Annotated in this window: 16 protein-coding genes; 5 read left to right on the top strand and 11 right to left on the bottom strand. The window is 44.6% G+C overall.

Annotated elements, in window-relative coordinates; translation table 11 throughout:
• Window positions 1–28 precede the first annotated feature (28 nt).
• The 7 genes from atpG to ACX6CI_RS00335 all read right to left on the bottom strand — a co-directional run bounded on the left by atpG (window position 29) and on the right by ACX6CI_RS00335 (window position 7,695).
• Window positions 29–898 (bottom strand): ATP synthase F1 subunit gamma, encoded by an 870-nt coding sequence (gene atpG / locus ACX6CI_RS00365; protein ID WP_458776193.1) that lies wholly within the window; start codon window positions 896–898, stop codon window positions 29–31.
• A gap of 17 nt (window positions 899–915) precedes the next feature.
• Complete coding sequence (gene atpA, locus ACX6CI_RS00360; RefSeq protein WP_458776192.1) at window positions 916–2,439, bottom strand: F0F1 ATP synthase subunit alpha; 1,524 nt, start codon at window positions 2,437–2,439, stop codon at window positions 916–918.
• Window positions 2,440–2,985 carry a F0F1 ATP synthase subunit delta gene (locus tag ACX6CI_RS00355; RefSeq protein WP_458776191.1) on the bottom strand — a complete coding sequence of 182 codons (546 nt, stop codon included), beginning with the start codon at window positions 2,983–2,985 and terminating at the stop codon, window positions 2,440–2,442.
• On the bottom strand, window positions 2,982–3,671 hold the full coding sequence (atpF, locus tag ACX6CI_RS00350) for a F0F1 ATP synthase subunit B (protein WP_458776190.1): 690 nt from the start codon (window positions 3,669–3,671) through the stop codon (window positions 2,982–2,984). The genes ACX6CI_RS00355 and atpF overlap by 4 nt, the downstream gene beginning before the upstream one ends.
• 2 nt (window positions 3,672–3,673) lie before the next feature.
• On the bottom strand, window positions 3,674–4,099 hold the full coding sequence (locus ACX6CI_RS00345) for an ATP synthase F0 subunit B (RefSeq protein WP_458776189.1): 426 nt from the start codon (window positions 4,097–4,099) through the stop codon (window positions 3,674–3,676).
• A 280-nt stretch (window positions 4,100–4,379) separates the two neighbouring features.
• Window positions 4,380–7,037, bottom strand: a complete 2,658-nt coding sequence (gene alaS, locus ACX6CI_RS00340) for an alanine--tRNA ligase (RefSeq protein WP_458776188.1) — start codon at window positions 7,035–7,037, stop codon at window positions 4,380–4,382.
• Between the two features lie 88 nt (window positions 7,038–7,125).
• Window positions 7,126–7,695 carry an isochorismatase family protein gene (locus ACX6CI_RS00335; protein WP_458776187.1) on the bottom strand — a complete coding sequence of 190 codons (570 nt, stop codon included), beginning with the start codon at window positions 7,693–7,695 and terminating at the stop codon, window positions 7,126–7,128.
• A 389-nt stretch (window positions 7,696–8,084) separates the two neighbouring features.
• On the opposite strand from ACX6CI_RS00335, the gene ACX6CI_RS00330 reads away from it, so the two are divergent.
• Window positions 8,085–8,372 (top strand): ArsR/SmtB family transcription factor, encoded by a 288-nt coding sequence (locus ACX6CI_RS00330; RefSeq protein WP_458776186.1) that lies wholly within the window; start codon window positions 8,085–8,087, stop codon window positions 8,370–8,372.
• 39 nt (window positions 8,373–8,411) lie between these two features.
• Window positions 8,412–8,636 carry a YgaP family membrane protein gene (locus tag ACX6CI_RS00325; RefSeq protein ID WP_458776185.1) on the top strand — a complete coding sequence of 75 codons (225 nt, stop codon included), beginning with the start codon at window positions 8,412–8,414 and terminating at the stop codon, window positions 8,634–8,636.
• A gap of 200 nt (window positions 8,637–8,836) precedes the next feature.
• Here the strand turns inward: ACX6CI_RS00325 and ACX6CI_RS00320 are convergent, their stop codons facing one another.
• From ACX6CI_RS00320 to ACX6CI_RS00305, 4 genes are all read right to left on the bottom strand, one after another.
• Window positions 8,837–9,064 carry a hypothetical protein gene (locus ACX6CI_RS00320; protein ID WP_458776184.1) on the bottom strand — a complete coding sequence of 76 codons (228 nt, stop codon included), beginning with the start codon at window positions 9,062–9,064 and terminating at the stop codon, window positions 8,837–8,839.
• A 147-nt stretch (window positions 9,065–9,211) separates the two neighbouring features.
• Window positions 9,212–13,486: a PEP/pyruvate-binding domain-containing protein gene (locus tag ACX6CI_RS00315; RefSeq protein WP_458776183.1), complete on the bottom strand. Its 4,275-nt coding sequence runs from the start codon at window positions 13,484–13,486 to the stop codon at window positions 9,212–9,214.
• A 203-nt stretch (window positions 13,487–13,689) separates the two neighbouring features.
• On the bottom strand, window positions 13,690–14,694 hold the full coding sequence (gene gap / locus ACX6CI_RS00310; protein WP_458776182.1) for a type I glyceraldehyde-3-phosphate dehydrogenase: 1,005 nt from the start codon (window positions 14,692–14,694) through the stop codon (window positions 13,690–13,692).
• A gap of 190 nt (window positions 14,695–14,884) precedes the next feature.
• Window positions 14,885–16,519 carry a glycogen synthase gene (locus ACX6CI_RS00305; RefSeq protein ID WP_458776181.1) on the bottom strand — a complete coding sequence of 545 codons (1,635 nt, stop codon included), beginning with the start codon at window positions 16,517–16,519 and terminating at the stop codon, window positions 14,885–14,887.
• A gap of 469 nt (window positions 16,520–16,988) precedes the next feature.
• Here ACX6CI_RS00305 and ACX6CI_RS00300 point away from each other — a divergent pair, with 469 nt between their 5' ends.
• The 3 genes from ACX6CI_RS00300 to ACX6CI_RS00290 are packed head-to-tail and all read left to right on the top strand — an operon-like array spanning window position 16,989 to window position 19,441.
• A complete protein-coding gene (locus ACX6CI_RS00300; protein WP_458776180.1) occupies window positions 16,989–17,393 on the top strand; it encodes a secondary thiamine-phosphate synthase enzyme YjbQ in 405 nt (134 codons plus the stop codon).
• Between the two features lie 21 nt (window positions 17,394–17,414).
• Window positions 17,415–17,660 carry a hypothetical protein gene (locus ACX6CI_RS00295; protein WP_458776179.1) on the top strand — a complete coding sequence of 82 codons (246 nt, stop codon included), beginning with the start codon at window positions 17,415–17,417 and terminating at the stop codon, window positions 17,658–17,660.
• Window positions 17,661–17,662: 2 nt separating this feature from the next.
• Entirely contained in the window at window positions 17,663–19,441 is a 1,779-nt protein-coding gene (locus ACX6CI_RS00290) for a UbiD family decarboxylase (RefSeq protein ID WP_458776178.1), read from the top strand.
• Window position 19,442 lies beyond the last annotated feature (1 nt).

The following is a 19,442-nucleotide window of genomic DNA, read 5'->3' as shown; positions in this document are numbered from 1 at the left end:
AAGTCTTAGATTATCAAATGATAAATTATTATTTAAGGGCTTCTGCACCGCCAACGATGTCCATAAGCTCATTTGTTACCGCTGCCTGTCGTGCCTTGTTGTACACAACAGTCAAATTAGCGACAATGTCCTTACATGCGCTGGTTGCATTGTCCATTGCAGTCATACGTGCTGCATGCTCACATGCACCAACTTCGAGCATGGTGTGGTAGATAACAACATTGAGATACAGTGGCTGCAGGACATCCATGATTTCTTCAGTTGACGGTTCATAGATGTAATCACCGGAGATTTGCTGTTCAGCATCTGCTTCCGCTTCAATCGGTTGTACCGGAAGAAACGTAGAAGTCGCAGGAACCTGTCGTGCAACGGACTGAAATTCTCCGTAAACGACCTCAACCTTATCGCTATCCCCATTCAAAAATTGTTGGGTTAGATCGGTTGCAATCTCCCTGGCATTGAACATCTGAAAGTTACCCATTGTTTCTAAATAACTTTTTCTGACCTTTCCGGTTTTTTTCAGAAGCTGGTACCCTTTTTTCCCGACACAAACCAAGCTGACAGACTTGCCTTCTGCTTCATACGCGCCAATCTTCTTCATAACAAGCTTGACGATATTCGCATTAAAAGACCCGCAAAGACCTCTATCTGAGGTCACAACCACTAACTCGACACTCTTAACATCTCTTTCTTCCATAAGTGGAAAAGCGTTGGTGTTCGCGCCACCAGAGAGGTTTGACATCGCGTCGTTGAATTTAGCGGTATAAGGTCTAAAGGACTCCATCTTTTCCTGGGCACCGCGGAGCTTCGCCGCGGCAACCATGTTCATGGCTTTGGTGATCTGAGCCGTCTTCTTAACGCCCGTGATCTTTGTTTTTACTTCTTTTAGACTCGCCATATCTTGACCTTTTCAGATTAGTTGAGACCTTTGGTTGCCTTGAAAGTGTCGCCAAAGCTGGTCAGTACCTTATTGAGTTTCTCCTTAATACCATCGGTAAACTTCTCTTCTTCTACGAGGTCAGAGAAAATAGAAGGCTCATTGGACTCAATGTAGCTATAGAGTTCACTCTCATAATCTGCAAGAGTATCTACAGGCAGTGTGTCAAGATAACCATTAGAACCAGCATACAGGATAGTAACCTGCTTTTCCATTGGAAGAGGCTGATACTGTGGCTGCTTGAGGATTTCAACCAGTCGCTCACCACGGGTAAGTTTTGCCTGGGTTGAAGCATCAAGATCTGAGCCAAAAGCAGCAAATGCTGCAAGCTCACGATACTGTGCAAGATCAAGACGAAGTGTACCTGCAACCTGCTTCATTGCTTTTACCTGGGCAGCACCACCAACACGGGATACTGAGAGTCCAACGTTAATTGCAGGACGAACACCAGAGAAGAAGAGGTTTGGCTCAAGATAAACCTGACCATCGGTAATGGAAATAACGTTGGTAGGAATAAAAGCAGAAACATCACCCGCCTGGGTCTCAATGATTGGCAGTGCAGTAAGAGATCCAGCACCAAGCTCATCATTTACCTTAGAAGCACGCTCAAGAAGACGAGAGTGATTAAAGAAAATATCTCCAGGATATGCTTCACGACCTGGTGGACGTCTTAGAAGGAGAGAAAGCTCACGATAAGCAACAGCCTGCTTGGAGAGATCATCATAAATGATCAGAGCGTGTTGACCGTTGTCACGGAAATACTCACCCATGGCACAACCGGCAAATGGTGCAATGTACTGCATAGGAGCAGGATCAGATGCACAGGCTGAAACAACAGTGGTGTATTCCATGGCACCGTGCTTACGAAGTGCTTCCACAACGAGGGCAACGGTAGATTTTTTCTGACCAACGGCGACGTATATACAGTGAACATCGGTGTTTTTCTGTGCGATGATAGCATCAACACAAAGGGCTGTTTTACCAATCTGACGATCGCCAATAACCAGCTCACGCTGTCCCTTACCAACAGGGGTCATAGCATCAACTGCCTTTGCACCGGTGTAGCATGGTTCGTGAACACCTTTTCTTGCGATAACACCAGGAGCCAGTACCTCAATTTTAGAGCTTAACTCACTTTCGATAGGCCCGAGACCATCAAGAGGTAGCCCAATACCATCAACAACACGACCTTCCATTGCAGGTCCAACAGGAACTTCCGCAATTTTACCGGTACGCTTAACGATGTCACCTTCTTTAATGCCCGAAACGTTACCAAGAACAGCACAACCAACGTTGTCTGCTTCGAGGTTAAGTGCAAGGCCCATGATACCACCAGGAAACTCAAGAAGCTCCATGGCCATACAATTTTGAACACCGTAAATACGGGCAATACCATCACCAACTGAGATTACGGTTCCGGTCTCGTTGAGATCAACGCTGGTTTCGTAGGCCCCAATCTGATCTTTGATTATCTGACTAATTTCTGCGGCTTTGATCTGCATCTATTCTCTCCCCTTAATGGAATCTTTTAAACCTGCAAGCTGAGTCTTAATACTTCCGTCCAACACCAGATCTCCTACCTTGGCGACCATACCACCAATGATAGTTGGATCAACACTGGTCGTCAGTTCAACTTTCTTGCCTGTTAATTTTTCTAATACTGTTTGAATATTGTTTTTTAATTCATCGCTTAGCTCAACTGCTGAAATAACATTGCCATGACTGATGTTTTTAGCTTCATCAACCATGGTCTTATAAGCGTCAGCTATTTCCGGCAATATCTCTGCTCGCTTTTTCTGAACTAAAAGATTCAGGAAGTTCCCCATGACAGTATCAACACCCATAGAAGCAACGACATCAGTCATCATTTTTTCTTTTACGTCCATGGGGTACAAGGGGTTTGTCAGGGCGTCTGCAATTTCAGGATTTTCGTTAAAGAGAGTAGCTACTCCCTGGAGTACTTCGTTGTACTCTTCGTAATTCTCCTGATCCTGCCCTATGGTGAAAATTGCCTTGGCGTATCTTTTTGCGAGGATAGTCTGTTTCACTGTACGGCCCCCACTTTATCTAAATAGTTTTCGATGATCTTCACCTGATCGTCCGCAGTGAGATTCTTCACTATGAGCTCTTCTGCAATGACTGCTGCCTGATCTGCAACATCATTTTTCAAAGCCCTGCGAGCTTCAGTAACTTCGTTTTGCACCGCCATCTCAGCTGAACGCATAATTTCTTCAGCAGCCTGCTCAGCTTTTTCGATGATCTTGGTCTTTTCAACCTCAGCCTGTGCTACAGCGCGATCGACAACCTTATCAATCTCAGTCTCAACAGAAGCAAGCTTAGTCTGAAAGTCATTGTATGACTGTTCAGCGTCAACTTTTTGCTGCTCGAGAGTTTCAATCTCATCCTTGATTTTCGTTCTGCGTGCTGAAAGGCCAGAACCGATTGGCTTTGCACCGAATTTAACCAGAATGATCATGAGAGCGATAAAGTTTACAATTCTCCAGCCGAGATCCTTAAGCTTTTCAGCAGAGAGACTGTTAGGAACAGCGTGACCGCCTGCATCCCCAGCGTGTGCGTCAGCTGTGACATGTGCATCGGCTGCAACAGCATGTTCAGCTGCGGCAGGTGCGTGGCCAGTATCACTTGAAGCAAGCGCTGTTCCAAAGGACAGAGCAAAGCAAAGTGTCAAGGTCAGCAAGCTTATGAGGCCCGCAATTTTTTTCACTCCAATCATGATTACAGGCTCCTCCCTAAAATTTTACTTGCCATCTCATTTGCAAAATCATCCATACCATCTTGCAAACTCGCCTTAGCAGTCTCAATGTCAGCCTTTAGTGCAGCAAGTTTTTCATCCTTTGCTGCTACAGCCTCCGCTTTGATTGCCGCCAACTTTTCATCGCCAGCAGCCTGTGCCCCAGCTCTTGCTGTGTCCAGTGCTGCCTTAGCCTTGCCAGAGGCCTGTGCCATTTTTGCATCAACTTCTTCTTGTCGGAGCTGTGCATCTTTCTCAAACTTCGAGATGTCATCCTGCATGCCCCGTAGCTTTTCAGATCTCTCTTTCAGGATGTTCCTTACTGGCGTGTAAAGGACCCGATTGAGGATAAACATGAGGACAATCATGTTAATAATCTGAATAACTAAGGTGATATCCGTCGTAATCATGTTAGTACTCCTGCTTAACTAAGATAACGAAAAAAAACTAAACATCCATTTGACGTCAAATGAATGATAACCGCGATTGGTCTACTGATGTGACGACTGATTTACGCTGAGTGTGAAAAAATGAACCACCATTCACAATAGCCAAAAATTCTTACTGCAGTTCTGCGATTCTGTCAACTATTTTATCTAACTCAACCCCTCACAGATACACAACAAAGAGCGCTCTTTACAGCTCCTACAAATGACCTGAAAGGCGCTCTGTTACCTTAAAATTGTCTGCCTACTCGTTTTGAGAAAGAATCTCTTTCACAGCTGCAGGCACAGTTTTTATTGCCTCTGGTAATTTATCAACCATCGGTCCGCCGGCCTGAGCCATGTCCGGTCGACCGCCACCTTTACCGCCGACAACCTGGGCTACCTTACTCACAAGTGCACCAGCTTTTATCCTTGAGGTAAGATCCTTACTGACAAGGGCCAGGATTGCAGCTTTACCGCCGATGGCACCGCCTAGAACAGCCACACCGGAGCCCAGGGTATCACGTACCTTATCCCCGACTTCGCGTAAGGTTTTGGGGCTATCAAGGGGTATTTCAGCAGAGACGACTTTAATTCCATCAATCTCCACTGCAGCATCAAAGAGTGAATCCAGATCGGAGCTTGCAAGCTGTTTTGACAGGTCAGACACCTGTTTTTCCATCTCTTTTACATGACCAAGCAACTGTTCAACCTTAACTGCTACGTCACTCGAGCCCTGGGCATTAAGCAGCTCAGCGGCCTTTTTTTGCTCAGAATAGACTCCTTGGATGTCGGCGTATGCAGCGCTTCCTGCAAGTGCCTCAATACGTCTTACTCCTGCAGCAATTCCTCCTTCAGATTGGATTTTAAAGACACCAATCTCACCAATGGCTGAAACATGCGTTCCACCGCAAAGTTCCTTACTAAAATCAGTAACAGAGACAACGCGGACTTTTTCATCATACTTTTCACCAAAGAGTGCCATTGCACCTTCTTTCAAGGCCTCTTCACGATCAAGCAGGCGAGTTTCAACAGAACCATTTTCCCAGATATTCTGATTAACGAGGAGTTCAATCTGCTGTAATTCATCAGGGGTAACCGGACTAAAATGGGTGAAGTCAAAACGCAGTCGCTCTGGTCCCACGAGTGAGCCCGCCTGCTTCACATGATCCCCCAGGACTTCTCGCAGTGCGGCATGCAAAAGATGGGTCGCTGTATGATGGGCAGCAGACGCTTTACGCTCGCTCTTTGCTACGGTGAGGGTTACCTCACTTCCTTCAGCTAAAACACCCTCTTTTACTTCAACCGCATGAAGGATAATCTTATCTCCTTCAACAGAGGTTTGAGTAACCTGGGCTACTCCACCATCCCAGGTGATGGTCCCGGTATCACCAGCCTGCCCGCCAGACTCTGCGTAAAACGGAGTTGAGCCAACAAAAAGTTGCCCTTTTTGACCAACAGGCAACTGCTGAACCCTCCTTCCATCGGCATCAAGAAGAGCTTCGACCCTGGAAATTCCGCAGAGATCAGAATATCCAGTAAAGGTCGCCTTTTTGCCATCAGCAACAATACTCTTCACACCCTCGCCAAGAAGTTTTACACCCTCACCTTTACGTGATTGCCTTGACTTGCTTCTCTGGCTTTCCATTTCAGAAAGAAAACCTTCCTCATCAAAGCTAAAGCCTTTCTCCAGGGCAATATCACGAACAATATCAAAAGGAAATCCAAAGGTATCATAGAGCTTAAAGATGAATTTTCCTGAAATAGTCTTATCTTCAGATCCTTTCAGGCGTTCCACTTCCTCGTCAAGCAGGGCCAGGCCATGCTCAAGGGTTTCGCGAAAACGCTCTTCCTCATTATTTGCAACTTTAATCAGCAGGGAATCAGTGGTAAGTAATTGCGGATATGCGTGCTGCATTTCAGCCACAACAACACGGGTAACATCCTCAAGAAATGATTTTTCCAGTCCAAGATACTTGCCATAACGAACGGCTCTTCGCATGATACGTCTCAGCACATAACCACGCCCCTCATTAGAGGGTAGCACTCCATCGGACACAAGAAAGGTCGTTGCCCGTGCATGATCTGCAATGACCCGCATCGCGACGTCAAACTTTGCATCATCACCATAGGTCTTTCCGGAGAGCTCTTCAAGTTTTGCAATGATAGGTATAAACAGATCAGAGTCATAATTATTAAACTTGCCCTGCAGTACCGCAGCCACACGCTCAAGTCCCATCCCTGTATCAATGCTCGGTTTGGGTAGCTTGGTCATGGTTCCATCTTCAGAACGGTTAAACTGCATAAAAACAAGATTCCATAACTCCAGGAATCTGTCACAGTCGCAACCAAGCTTACATTCGGGCTTTCCACAACCAGCTTCAGCACCCTGGTCAATATGAATTTCAGAACAAGGTCCACATGGTCCGGTATCTCCCATGGCCCAAAAATTGTCTTTCTCACCCATGCGTACTATACGACCCTTGGGCAGGTCATCAATTTTTTTCCACAACTCTTCAGCTTCATCATCATCATCGAAAATTGAAACCCAGAGTTTAGATGCATCAACACCCAATTCTTTTGTGAGAAATTCCCAGGCATACCTGATGGCATCTTCCTTGAAGTAATCCCCGAAAGAAAAGTTACCAAGCATTTCAAAAAAGGTGTGGTGCCTGGCGGTATAACCAACATTTTCAAGATCATTATGTTTACCACCAGCGCGGACACAACGCTGACTTGTTACTGCTCTATTATAATCCCGCTTGTCTTCTCCCATGAATACAGTCTTGAACTGCACCATACCCGCATTAACAAAAAGTAGTGTGGGATCATCCTTTGGAACAAGTGACGAGCTATCGATAACAGTGTGATTTTTATCGTTAAAGTAAGCAAGAAACTTGCTACGAATTTCATTTCCTTTCATAGTTTTCTACAAGACAAAAATAATATTCACTCACTACCACCTCATAACATTCAGTTATACAGGTGACGCTCTCTTCTTCTTTGAAGCTTTATGAATCTCGATCAATAATGAACGGTAAAATTTGTTTAAACTCTTCTGTTCCTGCCCGGCCCAGAAGCTCATATATTAACATTTCAGTGGAACCAATTGCAGCTCCCATACTTTGCATCCGGGCAATCCCGATATCATGATCAAACTGGTTTCTAGCGGAAACAGCATCAGCCACAATCCACACCCCAAAACCCTGAGCCATAAGATTCATTGTCGTCTGATAGACACAGATATGGGTTTCAACCCCTACAACGATTACAGTTTTAAGAGCTGGTTTTAACGTCTCTAAATGAGCCGCTGTGTAAGGGTCTGCTGCAGCACTAAAAGTGACCTTATCAAACTGAGGGACCTTTTCAACCAAGGGCCTAATACGCTCCCCATAGGGACCAAGACCTTTTTTATACTGAGTACTTGCAAGAACAGGTATTTCTAATATTTTAGAGCAGTTAAGTAAGAGTTCAATGTTACGTTCCACAGCATCAGCTTGATCAATCTTGGCCATAAGGCTCTTTTGAACATCGACGACATGCAAACATACCGAACCGGGATCAAGTAGACTCTTCTCCATCAGCTGCCTCCAAAAAGTATATCAATGAATTAAAATTCATTTTAATAAACCTCTTTCTCCTCTGAGATTCAAGTCTATCGTTTCAATTGCCCAAAATAATCCTTTTCTTTAGACAAAATGACCCATATGTATGGCTTTAAATTGGAGTAAATAATATACTGTCACCAGTAAACAGTATGCTCCATATTGGTTTGACTGATCATAAACTTCATATTAGCCATTAATAAAATACTCTTTTTATATTGCATAATCCGTATTTTAGACTGTATTGTAGCACTATTTATGGTTCACACATTTACATAGCTGTTTCAATGAACTTGAATAAAGATACTTTACAAAAGTGGAATCGCTATTAAATTAAAAGATGAAATACTTAATTAGGTGAAAGGATGCAAGACGAACAAATTGACAATATGTCCAAACTACTTAAATCGATGTCACACCCGATTCGTTTAAAAATTCTTTGTCTGCTTCAAGACAAAGAGCTTTCGGTTGGGGAAATCAGAGATCAGGTAAAAACGACAAATGCCAATGTTTCTCAGCATCTGAACATCCTACGGAGTCAAGGCATTATTGACTTTAGAAAAGACGCAAATTTCATCTACAACAAAATAGTGGACAAAAGAATACTTGAACTCATTCAAACAATGCGAACGTTATTCTGTCCTAATTTTTAATAAGAATATATTTTTCCAGCAAATTGTAGGGATACAACAATGATCATAACAGATTGGATACACTCCATTGCCGGTTTCTTCATCCTCTTCAGCCTCTCTTTAGGAGTTGAGGCCAGCCCGGTCTTTCATAGTAGTTACTGGTTGTTATTCACAGCCTTTGTTGGCTTAAACCTACTTCAATTCGGCGTGACTAAGTTCTGCCCACTAGGACTCATACTAAAAAAGCTGGGCGTTGCCGAAAGCCATAACCAAAAGTCACTCTAACCCCGATAAACAGGATAAGTGCCCCGAAGGTCTCACTACGTTCACTATCTGGTGGTATAACTAAACGTACCATTTCAAATTCAATTCCTGAGTTTCCTGTTTGTCATGACAGGTTTTCCTGAGTAAGACACTAACCAGTTATAAAGAATAGTCTGACGACTTCTCTTTACAACTGGCTTACAACTGGTTCAAAGCTTAGGCTAGGACTCACTATTCATTTCAGCCCCGCAGGAGGCCTGCCAGCAGCAGGTAGTCTGACTACAGGCGTCTCTTTTGCGAAAGCAGCTATCGTTACCTTCCTGCTCCTGAATCCTGCAAATCAACTCTGCCAGTTTTACACCTTTTTCCTGAGGTACACCTAAGGTTATCGCTTTTTTTCTTGCTAGTGAAAACAGCTTGGGCCCTTTTTTATACACAATTGTAGCCACCCCGCCTCCTCAACCACTCCTTTAAGTGGTTTATATAAAGAGAATCACACATCTCATCAACACGCTTAACAGGTCTATCCTATTGATACCATAGTAATGCTCTGGGATTTCAAACGCCATTAAAAAAAATGAGCATCGCTATTTTTATTAAATTGGAAGAATATGATATTCCTCAACAATATCGTGAGTCCCGCACAAAACCTGACCATTTCTACCATCTATGGAAATATGGTCACCAAAACTAATGCGTTGTCCCGAAATTTCACAATAATTTTCCGTTTCGTATACCGTCAATTTCCCACAACCTACCACACAGGTTTTCTCTAGACGAACAGCCACAACTGAAGCATGGGAAGTCTGCCCCCCCCGTGAAGTGAGTAACCCATCCGCCTGGCTCACAACCTTAATGTCTTCAGGAACAGTATCCTGACGTATAAGAATAAGTGGCACCCCGGGCTGACTTTTCTTTAAAACCTTAATATTATCTTCGGTAAACACAGCAAGCCCAGAAAGTGCTGAACCAGACACCCCAACCCCCTTGCCAAGATGAGCTTCTTCCAGAGCTTTACTTTCAACAAACACATTGAGATGCTCTTTCTTTTTAATAGTTATCATATCCCGTGTCTGTAGGAGATACAGTTCTTCGGCCTCAGGGCCTTCGAAGGTGAACTCGATCTCCTGAGCATTCCACCTCTTGTCATAAACCAGCTCCCGGGAAATCTCCAAAAGTTCTGCATAGATTTTTGGAAAACGCATCTCTAGAGAATCTTCCACCGAACGACCATCAAGCTCAGCCTGCTCAACCGAAATGGCACAACTCGAAACAAGCCCAGAGACTATATCTTCACCCTGATCACCAAAGGCATAATCTCCCCAGAGAGCGACCCTCCTCACCTTTCTATATGGGTGAGCCGTAAAAACAACTCCAGCACCGGACTGATCACTCTTATTACCATAGACCATTGCCTGTACAATTACTGCAGTTCCCCATGAATCCGAGACATCCATAATCCTTCGATACTCCAAGGCTTTTTGAGTTTCCCAGGAATCAAGAACAAGTTCAATAGCATGGACCAACTGCAACCAGGGGTCCCCTGGAATCCCAAGCCCACGCTCGCGAATGAGCTTTTGATAAGAAAGTGCAAGATCCCTCATCTGTTCTGGCGAAAACTCACGTTTCAAAGAAACATTGGCCGAATCCTTGGCCTTATTCATCAAAACCTGAAAGTCCTCTCTACCCACTCCTGAAATCATGGCCCAGGACTGAAGAAAACGACGATAATTATCCCAGGCAAGATAACCGTTACCGTGTCTCTCCACATGCTCCGTTATCATCTCCTCATTAAAGCCAACGTTATGGGCCGTGGCCATCATACCGGGCATGGAGATAGCTCCACCACTTCGAACGGATAACAGCAAAGGGGCGTCCGGTGAGCCAAAGGTCTTACCGGTCAAATCTTCAACTTCCGAAAGAGCACGCCGTATCCGCTGCATAAATTCATCCCGTGTCAGGGAATAATCAAAGACAATATCCCTGCAGCGAAACACCTCAGTTGTGATGATAAAAGCAGGCGGCACCTTTTTACCATGGCGGGTCAGTGTCACAAGATTAAAGCCCTTATTTCCTAAGTGTATGATATTGTTGGTATAGGGGTTGGGCTGATGCAGGTTAGACAATGCCCTTTCAGGATTATAGGTCATCAACAGATCAAGTTTATCCTGGTCCAGAAGATCTTTCTGACTCTCCAGCGTCTGCAGGATTCTGAGGATGAAATTATCGAGGTGCTGCAGGCCAAAGGTTGAGGCAATCAACTCCCGCAAGAATGATTCAGAAATTCGCTGGATGGTTGTGCCCATCTCATCAACATCATACTGGCTACTGAGCTTATCAAGAATATTATCTTCCCCAATTTGGGGAATAATGATGGAGAGGTTGTTTTGGTGAATATTGGTATAAAAGGCGTAGATAATATCCTTTACGCCCTCCGACATTCCTCTTAAGATATCAAGATACTGAGTATAGGAAAAACGGCGTATCTTTATGGAGTTTTCCAGCATCATCAGATAGGTATTCAAACGCCTTGAGGTGATACCATCAACGGAGAGAGCCCGCATATAGAGTTTGATACAACGGACAATATTATAAAATGTTGCCTGGGTGATAATCGAAAGATTAACCGTTTCAGGCAATTTCTCAAGATAGATGTTTGCCAGATTTTCAAGACGATAGGTAAGACTCAGTGCATCAAACTTCTTTTCTTTATAGCGCCCATATACAGACGGAATATCAACTGCGATATGCCGCTTATAATAGATATCTTCACGGGCCTCAAAGGTCTCCTCGGAGAGGATAATCTCTTTTAGTCCCTCCAGGGCGGTGAGAAGAGAGTCAAGACATTGCTCTGTATCAGAGTGCTCCAGAGTTGAAAGCAGCGGCTCCATCTCTGGAAAACCGTCATTTACAGCAAGACTAATCTCAGCTCTTAACTGCTGAAAACCTAAATTATACTTTTTATGGAGCAGCTTATACATCTGGATAAGCAGTTCAAATCGTCGCACTTCACTTTTTTGAAGATCATTCTGCCGAGCCAGAAAAATAGAAATACGTCCCTCATCAAGATCCAGCATATCTTCGACATCTTCTATGCCCATCTCTGCCCAGAACCGCTCGCTTAAAACAAACTGATCATCAACATATGGTCCGTTCTTCTTAATCTGGACATACACATCTTCAGGGACATATGGGCCGAGTACTGACTTTTCACCTGTTTTCCAAAAAACAATAATTGCCTGGATAAAATCCACGATCAGATTAGAACTCTCAACATGGCCCTGCTTCCTGAGAAAATGGATAAGCAGATCCTTTCGTTTATGGATCTCATCAAGCTCAGTTGAGACATCCCGCAACTCACCTTCTGACCCGATCTCGTTGAAAAATACCGGCATCAACTTGGTGAACTGCTTGGAAAGATTGTAAATAGGCTCAATGGGGTGGTTAAGCAGCTGGGTAATATCTCTTTGGAACAGATCCGTATCTTTTACACAGGTACCTGACAGCTTGAGATGAATAATAAGCGCTGAGAAAAGAGTGGAGCACCACTTTGGCTCACGCATGATAAGGTGCAGCCAGACCCGTATATTGGCTAGGTGCGCAGGATTTGAAATGGGCTGCCAGTTTTCATCCACCCCGACAACACTTGCATGCTGAAAACCAAAGCGGACCACTCCCCACAAAAAGGCTTCAACCATCCGACTATTACCGCGGTCAAAAACCTCTCCACCAAGCACTTGAATACATTGCAGGGAGGTGTGCGGATATTTCTTCACATTTGCTTTTAGCAGCTTGAAGGTGGTGAGTAAAAATTCTTCAATCTCCTCAAAACTCTGCTGACGAATCAGCTGAACCAGGCTTCGATTAACCTCACGCAGTGTTTCTTCATGGATCAGATACAGACCGGTCGTATCCATTATCTTAAAGAGAAAAAGCAGCTTCCTGTTCTCTTTAAAAAAGTGGACAGAGACATCACAGTCCTCCTCAAGTTTGTTAAATATCTCCTCTGCTGCCACAAGTTTATTGGGCATCCCCCGGTAATATTTTACAACTTCAATATGATCGGGCAGCTCCAAAATCTTTTCAAGACCAGACATTGAATCACGTTCAAGGTCGAGATTATGCAGCAGTTCAAGATGCTTGTGATACACGTCATGGGATATAGCGGCAAAGAGCTCAGATGATTTTGAATCGGCGACAGGAATTGAACAACGCCCAAGAAACCAGGCAAGAGGATCATCCTCACTCAACCAATATTCGTAACAGAGTTCCTGGGAAATTTTGATAAATTCAGCAAAAGGATTGAAATCGAAGGAAGCACCCTCCTTGCCAAGAACGAGAAGTCTTTTCCCGAGTTTCGCGAGTGGATACTGTCCATGAACGAACTTCATAAGAACCACTTTATCCGTGGCCCGCAACTCACCAAGAGTGACGAACAATCTGTTAAGCTCCGGACCAAATCGCTCTAAATCATCTGCACTACATTTTTGAAGCATCTTATCGAGCCATGTCATAACAGCACTTACAGACATGGTGAGCAGCTGTGGATCACGAGCCGTATCATGGAGGGCTTCCACAAAAAGACGGGCAAACAGTCGAAATGCCTCAGGCCCCCGTGGATCATTTCGATAATAATTAATATTTTTAAGCGCAAAACTTCGAAGCTGTGGCAACACCAGCTTCCAGTTTCGAAATGGATGGCACACTTCATAGAGTAGTTTTTCTAAGGTCGAGTGCAGGCCCTTATATGGCTCAACAATCTCAAGAAGCAGATGCAGCTCCCCATCTATCTCAACCTTTCCTGCAGTTTCAAGAAGATTGGCTTTCAATGCGTCCGATTCTATTACCGACCCGTCAGTTTCTATATCCATGCCCATCGATTTTCCTTAGTAAGGGTGCCCTTCATAAAATATCGTTTTCTCATCTTACACTATAATGAATTACTTCTTTTTCAGCCAAGCATAAAAAAAACGCCTTTGAAGATCCCTCCAAAGGCGCTTAGTACTGTGGTACTTTACTCCGTCTAAGACACAATTTCCCGGAGTAAAATATTGATGCTTATATCTTAATGGCCTTATAATGCCTTATTCGCATCCATATGCAGGATAAGATCGAGCATCCTGTTGGAGTACCCCCACTCATTGTCATACCAGCTCATCACCTTAACCGTAGTGCCAATAACCTTCGTTGACTGAGCATCAACAATGGAGGAACGGCCGTCTCCCTGGAAATCGATGGAGACCAGTGGCAATTCTGTATAACCAAGGTAACGGTTAGCAGCAGCCTTAAGAACCTGATTCACTTCCTCAACTGTTGTTTCCTTCTCAACCTCCATAACGGCATCAACAATGGACACAGTAGGAGTTGGAACGCGAACAGCAAGACCATCAAACTTTCCTTTTAGCTCAGGAATAACCAGAGACACGGCTGCCGCGGCTCCAGTCTTTGTAGGAATCATGGAAAGAGCTGCAGCCCTTGCTCTACGTGGATCTGAGTGTGGAAAATCAAGCAGACGCTGGTCGCCTGTGTAGGCGTGTATTGTGGTCATCAAGCCTCTTTTAATTCCAAAGTTATCCAAAATAACCTTAGCAAATGGAGCAAGGCAGTTAGTTGTGCATGAGGCGTTGGAGACAACATGATGAACTGTTGCATCGTACTCATCTTCATTGACTCCCATTACAAAGGTCTTGACGCCACCTTTTGCAGGAGCAGAAATAATCACCTTAGAAGCACCACCATCGATATGGGCCTGCGCAGATTCGGCATCGCGAAAGATTCCTGTACACTCTGCAACATACTCAGCACCCAAAGCACCCCAAGGAATTTCGGCGGGATCACGGTGGGCAGAGACAGCAATCTGCTTTCCATCTACAACGATACCTTTATCATTGCTTTCTACTTCCTTATCGAACACCCCCATCACTGAGTCATATTTCAACAGATGGGCCAGAGTGGCATTATCTGTCAGATCATTAATCCCGACGATTTCGATATCAGCAAATGCTGGATCCTGAGATAGTGCTCTGAAAATGTTCCTACCGATTCGGCCAAAGCCGTTAATACCAATTTTTACAGACATTTTTTCCTCCTGGAATTCCGGCCATATCAGTTATCAGGCCGGTTGTGTATTTCGCTGTGTCCTGCCAGGCGATATAGCACCCCTGACACAAGCATTGTCATTAACAGGACACTAACCCCGGAAACAGAACATACGCCGAGGTAGGTGTCTAAAAAAACAGAGACTCAAACAGTTCACTACAACCAAAAAGTTACTGCAGCAACGCACCTTCTATTTGATTATTTTTACTTTTGAGATAGAGTTTCAAATAGGTGTGCATAACCTTTGACCAGGTGTATTTTTTTTCAATCACATCAACTGCCTGGAGCTGTATTTCTCTCTTCTTGTCCGGATTATCTTCCAGTTGTAAAGCACGACCAAGGGCCTGGAGTAAATCCCCCGGTGCGTCTCCCTTATAGGCAAGCCCTGTCACCCCATCCTCCACCTTCACGAGCCCGCCAACATGGTGAGCGATTGGAATATTTCCATACAGTTGAGCAATAAAATCAGTGAGTCCGCAAGGCTCAAACCTTGATGGGATTACAAAATAGTCTCCGGCGCAATAGACCTTTTCAGCAAGCTCTGAATTAAAGCCCCGTAAGAAACAGACCCTTCCTGAAAATCTCTCTTCCTGTGCAAGACCCATTAGTCCCGCCTCAATCTGAGTTTCTCCACTACCCAAGATAACGACCTGAGCATGGCTATTTTGCACAAGAAAAACCGGCAATACTTCAAGTAAGATATCAACGCCCTTCTGTCCACTCAATCGGCCGATAAAAGAAAACAGAGCACCATCCAGCCTTGAATCCAAGGAACCAAAAGTTTCAACACCTTCAAACGTGGTCTGCTCAGCAATTAAATTGGTAAAGTGCTGCTTAAAAGACTTCTTCCCGGCAAGATCATCACTGGCAGAGCCTGGATCAAAACGGTGCTCCGCAAGAATAGCCTCACTTGCTGGTGAAAATCCCTCGGGATCGATGCCGTTAGTTATACCCTCAAGCAGAACACCACGCCTCCCAAGCTCGTGCCCCAACCAGCCTGTCATTTGATCCTGTTGGGATTTTTGCAATTCATCGGCATAGTTTTCACTCACCGTATTCACAAGCCCAAAAGCACCTGCTACCAGCAAGGGATCAAACTTTTCTTCCAGCTGATGATTAAGAATTGTCTCACCTGAGAGGCCGCTAATGGACTGGGCATAGGGAATATCTGCCACTTCCTGATGATACCCATAACCTGCATTGTGAATAGTTGTCAGACAACCCGTTCCACGAAAATAGGTTTTATACCCTGTTGTTTCGCGTATTATGGCAGAGGTAAGCGCAGTATGACCATCATGACAGTGAATCACATCCGGCTTCTCGCCCAAGGCCACCATGAGTTCCAAACCACTTTTTTGCAGCAAGACATTCATGGCAAAATAATCATGATGACCTGTACCAGTCTTTTGCCAGGAACTCTTCGCCTCTTCTTCAGCAGTATAGGTATACACCGACTGCTTGGCGGCGAATCTTTCAGCTGCAACAAGGTAGATATGTACTCTTTCCTGCTTTTTGTAGAGAAATGACACGACCTCGCTGGCAGGCTCCTTGGGAAGATTCATTTCCACTGCAAGATGCAGTGTATGCCCAGGTGCAAGAGGATCTTCCACAGGAGTAAACCCCAATTTTGCAGCCGACATAAAGCCATAGCACGGCAGTACAACGTGGACCGAGCGCCCACTCCAGCGGGCAAGAGACTTAGAGAGTTGAGACACGACATCCTTCACTCCGCCGGCACCGGCCAGATCACCATACTCCCGGCTCAGCATCCATATATTTGTTATGGAATTTTTTTTCGCTACCATGTAGAGCCTTAGAAATTCATCTCTTATTTTTTTAATTTTGTTTTTGAGTTTCGTGAAGGTGCGTATCCCGACATGCTTTCTGTTTATCGGGATAAGAACCTACCAATAAATTCAACGGTTCAGCTGTCGTACCAAGTACATAGAGGTTAGAACTGCTCCTCAACCATCATATAGTATATGTAAAATTCTCCTTGTCAAGTACACCCCATCAAAGAATAATCACCATAAGACCATGATTACAATAGATATATTCCACTTCATCATAAATATATTTTATAATCATTCACTCCCTATTATATTCTATCCTAGCAGTTACAAGACCTGAAGCATCCCCCATAGTCAATACAGCTTCAGAGATTGACGGGAAATTAAAAAGATCCTATATTGTTGTGCCCATAGTGTTGATCCATCTCAAAACTCCTCTAGAACCAGATGTTAACGAACATTCAAAGACCTACCGGATACAACAATGAACAAAGGAAAAATACAGGTTAGTACTAATCACTACAGAGAACTTATTGATATAACCCATGAGATTAGCGCAACCCTAAGCAGCTGCACAAGTGGATCAGGACTCCTTTTTCTCTTTAATCCCCACACAACTGCGGGTCTCACTATTAATGAAGGTGCAGATCCTGATGTTCAAACAGACATTATTGAGGGGTTAAATACACTTGTACCGAATCTTAACTACCGGCATGCTGAAGGAAATTCGCCAGCGCATATAATGACACTTTTAACCGGCAGCTCACTGACTATTGAAGTGGAAAATGGCCAGCTCCAGCTTGGTACCTGGCAGCGGATCTTCTTCTGTGAATATGATGGGCCTCGAACAAGATCAATCAACTGGAAGTTTCTGCCGGATAATTCCTAATTTTTGCACATTATAATATACATGACACCCGACGCCTCTAAAATTTGTTTTGGTCTTACCGAAGAACTCGACAAAGAGTCTTTAAATACCTTTCTTCAGTTATGCGGCCGTCCTGAGTTTGCTGAAACATTTTCTTCCAGGCTCACAGGTGATGAAACCATTAAGTTCGTTGACCACGTGATGGAACTCCTACGCAAACATCTCAGTGAAAGCGAGTACCATAAACTGTTTCTAAATGATCCACGCCACCACGATCACAAGGAGTAACCGTGACTTCCCCTAAATTATACGACCTGCGCAGCTATCTCGATGTACTCAAGAAAGAAAATCAACTCCTTGTCATTGATGAAGAGGTGGATCCTCATCTTGAAATTGCAGAAATCCATCGCCGTGTCATTCAAAACGGTGGCCCAGCTCTACTGTTTACCAAGGTTAAAGGGTCCGATTTCCCGGTCACGACCAACCTTTTTGGAACAAACAAAAGACTTGAACTGGCCTTTGGTAATAAACCACAACAATTCGTCAAAGATGTCGTTCGCTTGGCTGAGTCAATCATGCCGATGTCTTTTGGAAAAATCTGGGACAACAAGCAGCTGCTTTTAGATGGACTTAAAATCGGGCTGAAAAACAACAAGAACGGCCCAATCTTAGAAGAATGTCAATCACCTTCAAAATTGAGTTCTCTTCCCATGTTAACATCATGGCATAGTGACGGTGGCCCTTTTGTAACCCTACCGCTTGTCTACACAGAACACCCCGGCGGCAAAGGACACAACCTAGGAATGTACAGGATCCAGCAACATAGCGACACCACCACAGGAATCCACTGGCAGATACACAAAGGAGGCGGCTACCATTACCATGAGGCGGAAAAACTGAATCAGCCTCTGCCGCTCACTCTTTTTATCGGAGGGCCACCGGCACTCATGCTCTCCGCCATTGCCCCACTTCCAGAAGATTTACCGGAACTGATGCTGACATCTCTTCTTATTGGTGATAAGCTGCAAATGACAGATGACCCCCGTGGCGGACATCGCCTTGTGTCCCATGCTGAATTTGCCGTAAAGGGACACGTTCCTCCCCATATCCGACACCCTGAAGGTCCGTTTGGTGATCACTACGGGTACGACTCTCTTGAACACGACTATCCTGTTTTTCAGACAAGCCACCTTTACCACCGTAAAGACGCCATTTATCCTGCCACCGTCGTCGGTCGGCCGAAGCAGGAAGATTACTTTATAGGCGACTTCCTCCAGGAGCTTCTCTCACCACTTTTTCCACTGGTCATGAAGGGTGTAAAAGAGCTGAAGACCTTTGGCGAAACGGGCTTTCACTGCCTGGCTGCAGCCAAGGTTTCAAACCGCTATCCCCGTGAAGCCTTTGCCTGTGGACTGAGAGTCCTTGGAGAAGGTCAGCTGTCACTGACAAAATTCCTCCTCCTCACTGACGGAGATATCGACATAACAGACTTTGGTAAACTTTGGGCCCACACACTTGAACGTGTACAATGGAACAAAGACCTCTTTGTTTTTGCCAATGTATCCCAGGACACCCTTGATTACACAGGTCCTTCAGTGAACAAAGGATCTAAGGCCATGCTCATGGGACTTGGAAAAGAAAAACGACGTGAATTACCAAGGGAATTCTCTGCAACACTTCCATTTAACTGTTCCAAACCTAAGGTATTTCTCCCAGGAACCCTTGTTATAGAAGGAGCAAGCTATACTGATGCCCCTGATCTTGCAAAGCAGCTTGCTGAGCAGGAAGACCTTGGTAACTGGCCAGTAATTATTCTTGTGGACAACTGCGATGAAGCAACGTCTTGTATGCAGGAATTTCTCTGGACATTTTTCACAAGATTTGAACCTGCAGCCGATATCCATGCAAGAGCCTCGGCAGTTCACCGCTTTCATGTTGGTCTTGAGCCACCGATTGCTTTCGACTGCCGGATGAAACCCTGGTACACCGACGTCCTTGAGGTGGACAAACCAACCAAGGATCGGGTTGACGCGATTTACTCGAAAATTATACCAGCCCAGTACCGCTGAA

It is taken from the genome of Desulforhopalus glucosivorans (assembly GCF_054397165.1).
The sequence above is the reverse complement of the archived record's forward strand: the minus strand, read 5'-3'. Positions and strand labels throughout refer to the sequence as shown.

Excerpts from the sequence above, each read along its gene's own strand:
- ACX6CI_RS00315 (WP_458776183.1), bottom strand. The coding sequence starts at position 13,486 with ATGGATATAGAAACTGACGGGTCGGTAATAGAATCGGACGCATTGAAA.
- ACX6CI_RS00300 (WP_458776180.1), top strand. The coding sequence starts at position 16,989 with ATGAACAAAGGAAAAATACAGGTTAGTACTAATCACTACAGAGAACTT.
- gap (WP_458776182.1), bottom strand. The coding sequence starts at position 14,694 with ATGTCTGTAAAAATTGGTATTAACGGCTTTGGCCGAATCGGTAGGAAC.
- ACX6CI_RS00345 (WP_458776189.1), bottom strand. The coding sequence starts at position 4,099 with ATGATTACGACGGATATCACCTTAGTTATTCAGATTATTAACATGATT.
- ACX6CI_RS00330 (WP_458776186.1), top strand. The coding sequence starts at position 8,085 with ATGCAAGACGAACAAATTGACAATATGTCCAAACTACTTAAATCGATG.
- atpG (WP_458776193.1), bottom strand. The coding sequence starts at position 898 with ATGGCGAGTCTAAAAGAAGTAAAAACAAAGATCACGGGCGTTAAGAAG.
- alaS (WP_458776188.1), bottom strand. The coding sequence starts at position 7,037 with ATGAAAGGAAATGAAATTCGTAGCAAGTTTCTTGCTTACTTTAACGAT.
- ACX6CI_RS00325 (WP_458776185.1), top strand. The coding sequence starts at position 8,412 with ATGATCATAACAGATTGGATACACTCCATTGCCGGTTTCTTCATCCTC.
- ACX6CI_RS00295 (WP_458776179.1), top strand. The coding sequence starts at position 17,415 with ATGACACCCGACGCCTCTAAAATTTGTTTTGGTCTTACCGAAGAACTC.
- atpF (WP_458776190.1), bottom strand. The coding sequence starts at position 3,671 with ATGATTGGAGTGAAAAAAATTGCGGGCCTCATAAGCTTGCTGACCTTG.
- atpA (WP_458776192.1), bottom strand. The coding sequence starts at position 2,439 with ATGCAGATCAAAGCCGCAGAAATTAGTCAGATAATCAAAGATCAGATT.
- ACX6CI_RS00335 (WP_458776187.1), bottom strand. The coding sequence starts at position 7,695 with ATGGAGAAGAGTCTACTTGATCCCGGTTCGGTATGTTTGCATGTCGTC.
- ACX6CI_RS00305 (WP_458776181.1), bottom strand. The coding sequence starts at position 16,519 with ATGGTAGCGAAAAAAAATTCCATAACAAATATATGGATGCTGAGCCGG.